This is a genomic window from Longimicrobium sp. (genome assembly GCA_036389795.1).
Lineage (GTDB): Bacteria > Gemmatimonadota > Gemmatimonadetes > Longimicrobiales > Longimicrobiaceae > Longimicrobium.
Map to the genome: position 1 here is coordinate 23,863 of DASVWD010000112.1, position 6,000 is coordinate 29,862.

5 protein-coding genes are annotated in these 6,000 nt (G+C 66.9%); 2 read left to right on the forward strand and 3 right to left on the reverse strand.

Annotated features, from left to right (window positions below; genetic code table 11):
• The first annotated feature begins 190 nt into the window (after nucleotides 1-190).
• Together VF746_15175 and VF746_15180 are read left to right on the forward strand one after the other, a co-directional pair.
• Nucleotides 191-706, forward strand: coding sequence for a hypothetical protein (locus VF746_15175; GenBank protein HEX8693762.1), 516 nt, complete (start codon nucleotides 191-193; stop codon nucleotides 704-706).
• The gene (locus VF746_15180; protein ID HEX8693763.1) at nucleotides 703-1,071 is read left to right on the forward strand and encodes a hypothetical protein; all 369 of its coding nucleotides are present in this window, start codon (nucleotides 703-705) and stop codon (nucleotides 1,069-1,071) included. The genes VF746_15175 and VF746_15180 overlap by 4 nt, the downstream gene beginning before the upstream one ends.
• A gap of 37 nt (nucleotides 1,072-1,108) precedes the next feature.
• Here VF746_15180 and VF746_15185 read toward each other — a convergent pair whose 3' ends face one another.
• The 3 genes from VF746_15185 to radC form a co-directional block, all read right to left on the reverse strand.
• Nucleotides 1,109-2,203, reverse strand: a complete 1,095-nt coding sequence (locus tag VF746_15185) for a hypothetical protein (GenBank protein HEX8693764.1) — start codon at nucleotides 2,201-2,203, stop codon at nucleotides 1,109-1,111.
• 90 nt (nucleotides 2,204-2,293) lie between these two features.
• A complete protein-coding gene (locus VF746_15190) occupies nucleotides 2,294-4,507 on the reverse strand; it encodes a bifunctional (p)ppGpp synthetase/guanosine-3',5'-bis(diphosphate) 3'-pyrophosphohydrolase (protein HEX8693765.1) in 2,214 nt (737 codons plus the stop codon).
• A 356-nt stretch (nucleotides 4,508-4,863) separates the two neighbouring features.
• A complete protein-coding gene (gene radC / locus VF746_15195; protein HEX8693766.1) occupies nucleotides 4,864-5,583 on the reverse strand; it encodes a DNA repair protein RadC in 720 nt (239 codons plus the stop codon).
• Nucleotides 5,584-6,000 lie beyond the last annotated feature (417 nt).

Consider the following 6,000-nt stretch of genomic DNA (forward strand, 5'->3'; position numbering starts at 1 on the left):
CTATAAAAGAGGGTTGACCACTACCACCGAGCGAATCAGGTTGTGGTTGGACGATTCACTCGCCGGGTTCGGAACGACTCTGTCATTGTGAACGGCTGGAGCATATGAAAGGCGAAGGAGCCGGCAAGTTATCGGTTGGCCAAGAGCCGAGAAGAGATGACGGAGCCCCCATACGATCGGTCGGTATGAAATGAATCCGACTGAAGTTGAAAAGGCCGCTCAGGTTACCAGCAAGGCACCGCAGGATCTGTGGCGCGCCTACTTGGAATGGGTGCAACAACAGGTCGAGAAGTATAAGGAATCAATCCCGCGCTCACATCTCCTCGCAATCGCGGATCAAGTCGTTTCCGAGTTGCGGATCTCAAAAGGCGGCCAGTATCAGCTTACGGAACTCCTCTTAGGGAATGCGGTGGACCGGTACCTCGCTCAAATGCTTAAGCTTCCCGGATACCACGCGTGGGTTGATTCTACCTATCGAGGGAGATCGCCATCAATACCCGCCTCAATACCCACGCCCGTGTTGGAGGAATCAGTTGAACTCGAACCGGCTCTACTCCACATCTTAGATCACCTGATTGCGGAGCAGCGTGAGCTCGCCAAAGGCATTGCTGAACAAGAAGTTCGACTCGGCGCAACGGTTGAGTGGGCTCGTTCACTTGGAAATCCAAGCAGCACGACACAACTCCTCGACGGAAGCGACCAATGAGCGCTACGGATATTCTCAAGAAGCTGAGCGAGCTCTATGAAGAGATCGTTGTGACTAAGGCCCGCTTCGAATCGCTTGAAAAAATAACAAATTCTGCAATTTCCGAACTCCGTACCGCAGTAGTGCGGTTTGAGGACGATCTTCGTCGCATGGACAGGGAACACATTCGCGAGCGCGCAGAACTGAGTGCCAAAATCGAGAGTTTATCTGCACGGCTTGATACACTAAGCGAAGGAGCTCTCCACGCAGTTGCCCGCGAGGCGGCTCGTGATGCACTCCTTAAACGACCAGAGATCATCCACACTGCAGGCGGAGAGGTAACACCTTTTTCGCTGCCGTCCTCAGGACCACGACCTCCCCCGTAATCGGCTTAAGCACGACTACAAACGGTTAGAGGAGGAGTCAGTTTGGGCGGCGGGCAGGCCGGGCGTAGACGATGCGCCAGCGGCCGCCGGGGCCGCGGCGGGAGACGACGCGCAGGACTCCGCGGTCCGACGAAAGGAGCACCCATCCTTCACCCCGCGCCAGGTCGCCGCCCGCGTCCAGGGCATCGACCTCGCGGGCGCGCGCCAGCAGCCGATACAACCCTTCGTTCTCGCCCGCCACCAGGCTGCGCGCGAGGGAGCGCGGACCCCGCGGCGCCAGGCGGTAGAAGCTCTCCAGCACCTCCACCCACGGCGCCAGCGACACCGTGTCCGCCACGAAGCGCCCCCCGCGCGCCCGGTACGTGGTGCGGAAGGAGAGCCGCGGGCCCAGCACCGGCGCGGCGAGGTGCTTCGGGAAGCTGTCGTACTGCACCGCGACGGCGGACCGGGTCGCCTGGACATCGTAGTCGACGAAGCGGCCGCGCTCGGCGTGCTGGAGCCGCAGCCCGCCCGGCGTCAGCCGCCAGAGCTCGATCCTCCCCTCCTGCCGGTCCGCGCCGACGAACGTCTCCACCGTCACCAGGCCCAGCACCGTGTCGCCCAGGGGGAGGAGGTGGGCGGTGAGCGGGTTGCGGGCGTCCACGCGCGCCGTCCGCCGCCAGCGGCCGCCGGTCCGGGCGTAGACGCTCATCCGGCCCGTGCCGTTGTAGGTGAGCGAGTACAGCCCCAGCAGCAGCGTCCGCCCGCCGACCCGCACCGGCGCGACGAAGTAGTTGGGAGTCTCCTGCGGCAGGCTGCTGTAGAAGGTCGTGCGCCCGAGCTGGAAGCCGGCCCCCTCCGACGGCGGATGGTAGCCCGGGAGCGTGGCGAGCAGGCTGTCCAGCCGGTGCGGCGCCACGCCCCCGCCGAGCGCCGCCAGCACGATCGCGTCGAGCGCGTCCCACGTGGCCGGCGTCGGCCGCGCGGGTCCCTCCCCGAGCTCGTTCTCCGGCTCCTCGTTCAGCCGCTCCGCGAACCTCGCCACCTCGCGGGCCAGCGGCTGCGCGTGCGCGGGAGACGCGACGGTGCAGGCGAGAAAGACGGCGCCGGTGATCGCGATCTGGAGCCGGCGCGAAGAGGAACGCGTGAGCATCGGTTGTCCAGCGGGGCGGGAGGAGAACCGCGGTGACGAGCGGGCGGAGGACGCACCGGATCGAAGGAGGTGCTGCGGGCGGAAGGGAGGCTACTCGTCGGCCACCGCGTCGGGGTCGACCTGCTCACGGCGCTCGACGTGGACCACGCCCTTGATCTTCTTGACCGCCGCGATCACGCGGTTCAGGTGGGTGAGGTTCTCCACCTCCACCACGAACTCGCCGCGCATCCCGCGCTCGTCGGCCTTGATGTCGGCGCTCTTGATGTTGGTGTTGGTGGCCGAGATGGCGCCCGCGATCTCGGCGAAGAGGCCGCGGCGGTCGGTGCCCTCCATCACCAGGCGCACGAAGAAGCGGTCGGCGCCGTCCACGTCCCACTCGATCTCCACCCGCCGCTCGGGGTGGTCGCGCAGCTGCAGGATGTTGGGGCAGTCGATGCGGTGGATGGACACGCCCCGGCCGCGGGTGATGTAGCCCGTGACCTTGTCTCCCGGCACCGGCTGGCAGCACTGGGAGTAGCGCACCATCAGGTTGTTCATCCCCTGGATCTTGACCGCCGGCGGCTCGCCGCGCACGCGCGACACCAGCCGCTCGAACGCCGAGGGGGGCTTCGGGTGCTCCTGCGCCAGCTCCGGCCACAGCTCGCGCAGCACCGCGCTGGGGCCCAGGTCGCCGCGGCCGAGCGCGGCGAAGAGGTGCGCCGCGTCGGGGAGGCCGAGCTTGCGGGCGGCCTCGTCGAAGCGCTCGTCGGTGACGCGCTCGCGGCGCTGCTTCTTGATCTCGCGCTCGATGAACTCGCGGCCGAGCTGCACCGAGCTGTCGAACTCCTCCTCCTTGATCCACTGGCGGATCTTGTTGCGCGCGCGGGCCGTCTTCACGAAGGCCAGCCAGTCGCGCGAGGGGCGCTGCTTGGGGTCGGTGAGGATCTCCACCGTGTCGCCGTTGGCCAGCTCGCGCGTGATCGGCACCAGGCGGCCGTTCACCCGCGCGCCCACGCAGTGCAGCCCCACCTCGGTGTGCACGGTGAAGCCGAAGTCGATCGGCGTGGCGCCCTTGGGCAGCTGCTTGACGTCGCCCTTGGGCGTGAAGACGAAGATCTCGTCCTGGAAGAGGTCGATGCGGAGGAACTCCATGAACTCCTCCGGCTCGCGCGTCTCCTGCTGCCACTCCAGCACCTGCCGGAACCAGGAGAGCCGCTCGTCGACTTCGTCGCCCTTCTGCCCCTCCTTGTACTTCCAGTGCGCCGCGATGCCGTACTCCGCGGTGCGGTGCATCTCGCGGGTGCGGATCTGGATCTCGTACAGCCGCCCGCCGGGGCCGAAGATGGTGGTGTGCAGCGAGCGGTACATGTTGCTCTTGGGCGTGGCGATGTAGTCGTGGAACCGCTCGGTGAGCGGCGTCCAGCGGTTGTGGATCACGCCCAGCGCGTGGTAGCAGTCGGTGATCGTCTCCACGATCACGCGCACCGCCATCAGGTCGTAGATCTCCTCGTAGCTCTTCTGCCGGCGCACCATCTTGCGGAAGATCGACCACAGGTGCTTGGGACGCCCCGTGACCTCGCAGTCGATCCCCGCCTCCTTGAGCTCCTCCTCCAGCGGCTCGCGCATGCGCTCGATGAGCTCTTCGCGCTCGCGCCGCTTCTCGGAGATCTTGCGGGCCAGCTCCTTGTACGCCTCGGGCTCCAGGAACTTGAAGCAGAGGTCCTCGAGCTCCCACTTCAGGTGGGCCACGCCCAGGCGGTGGGCGAGCGGCGCGTAGATCTCGCGCGTCTCCAGGGCGATGCGGCGCCGCTTCTCCTCGGAGAGGTAGTCCAGCGTGCGCATGTTGTGGAGCCGGTCGGCCAGCTTCACCAGGATCACGCGGGCGTCCTGCGCCATGGAGAGGAGCAGCTTGCGGAAGTTCTCCACCTGCTGCTCGGTGCTGGTGCGGAACTGCACCTTGGCGATCTTGGTGAGCCCGTCGACCACGGTGGCCACCTCGTCGCCGAAGGCGTCGCGCACGTCGTCGATGGTGGCCGGGGTGTCCTCGACCACGTCGTGGATCAGCCCGCTGGCGATGGTGACCGAGTCCAGGTGCAGCTCGGCCAGGATCCTGGCGACCTCGACGGTGTGCGTGACGTAGTCCTCGCCGGAGCGGCGCTTCTGCCCGGCGTGGGCCACGCGGCTGAACTCGTAGGCGCGGGTGACCAGCTCCAGGTCGAGCCTCTCGGCGTAGTCGGCGAGCGGCTCGACCAGCTCGGGGGGGAGGATGGCGCGCGCGGTCTCGAGCGCGTCGCGCTCCAGGATGGCGGGGGCCTGGGTCGCCACGGCCTCACCCCTCCCTTCGGGCGCGCGCGGGCGTCCGCGCCGGCCCGGAGGCGGCGCGGCCCGCGCCTGCGCGGCGCGTGAGACGGGAGGCCGGAGAATGGATCATCCAGCAAATGTAATGACGGATGTGCGTTGCGAGAAAGGTGCGTGTTTCGGGATGCCGGCAGGCGCCTTCCGTGCGGGGGTGGATCAGGCGGCTGAAGCCGCGGCAACAACAACAGAAAGCCTCGCAAACCCCCGCGAGGCTTCATACAGCGGAACGGCAACATCGATCACCATCGTCCCCGCGTTGCCGGATACGCAAGCACCTGGCCCGCAATCACTTTCGCACTTTCGCACTCACGCACTCACGCACTTCACTCCAGCAGCCCCGCCTCCTTGAACGAGTAGTACCGCCCCTCGCCGACGATCACGTGGTCCATCACGGGGATGCTGAGCATCTGGCCGGCGGTGTGGAGCTGCATGGTGATGGCGCGGTCCTCGGGCGAGGGCGACGGCTCGCCGCTGGGGTGGTTGTGCACCAGCACCAGCGAGGTGGCGGCCTCGGCCAGCGCGCTCTTGAACACGTCGCGCGGGTGCACCAGCGACATGTCGGCCGTGCCGACGGACACCCGCACGTCGCGCAGCAGCTCGTTCTGCGTGTTGAGGAGGAGCACGTGGAACTCCTCGTTGTCCAGGTCGCGCATCCGGAGCCGCATGGCCTCGTAGACGGTGCGCGCGCAGTGGAGCTTCTCGCGCTCGGGGCGCGCCTCCTCGGCGGCGCGGCGGCCCAGGTCGAGCGCCGCCAGCACCTTGGCCGCCTTGGCGGGCCCGATCCCCGGTACCTTGCAGATCTCGGTGAGGCTGGCGGTCATGATGCGCCGGAGCGACTCGTTCCCCTCGCCGTCCCTGAACCACTGGATCAGGTCGCCGGCCAGGTCCAGGGCGCTCTTCCCAGGCTTGCCGTTCATGGGCGGGATGCCGGTCTCGATCAGGAGCGCCAGCAGCTCGCGCGGCGAGAGGGCCCGCGGCCCCAGCGAGCGCAGGCGCTCCCGCGGCCGGTCGTCGGCCGGCCATTCCTTGATCGTGTAGCGCAACTTCAGGGGACAGGTTACAGGGGACAGGGAACAGCAGGCGGTGTTCGGTTCGTTCACTTTGGGCGGAAACGTAACGTGCGGACGAAAACTTCGCAAACACCACGTCGGGCGCCAGGCATCCGCTCGGCTGCCAGCCACCACGGGCGTCGAGTAGATCCCTCGGGTCGCTACCGCGCCCCTCGGGATGACACCGGGTGGGCGGATGCTGTTCTCTGCTCGCCTCGGGACGACGTCGCGCGGGGCCGCGGGTTGTTCTCCGCTGACTCTGCGGGATACCACCTTGCAGAGCATCGTTCAGGTACAGCTTCTGAAAAGCCTCTCACGGAGGACACAGAGGACACAGAGAACTTCAATCGCGTCTTCAGTTCCCTCTGTGTTCTCTGTGTCCTCTGTGTGATTCCAATCTGTTTGGAACCA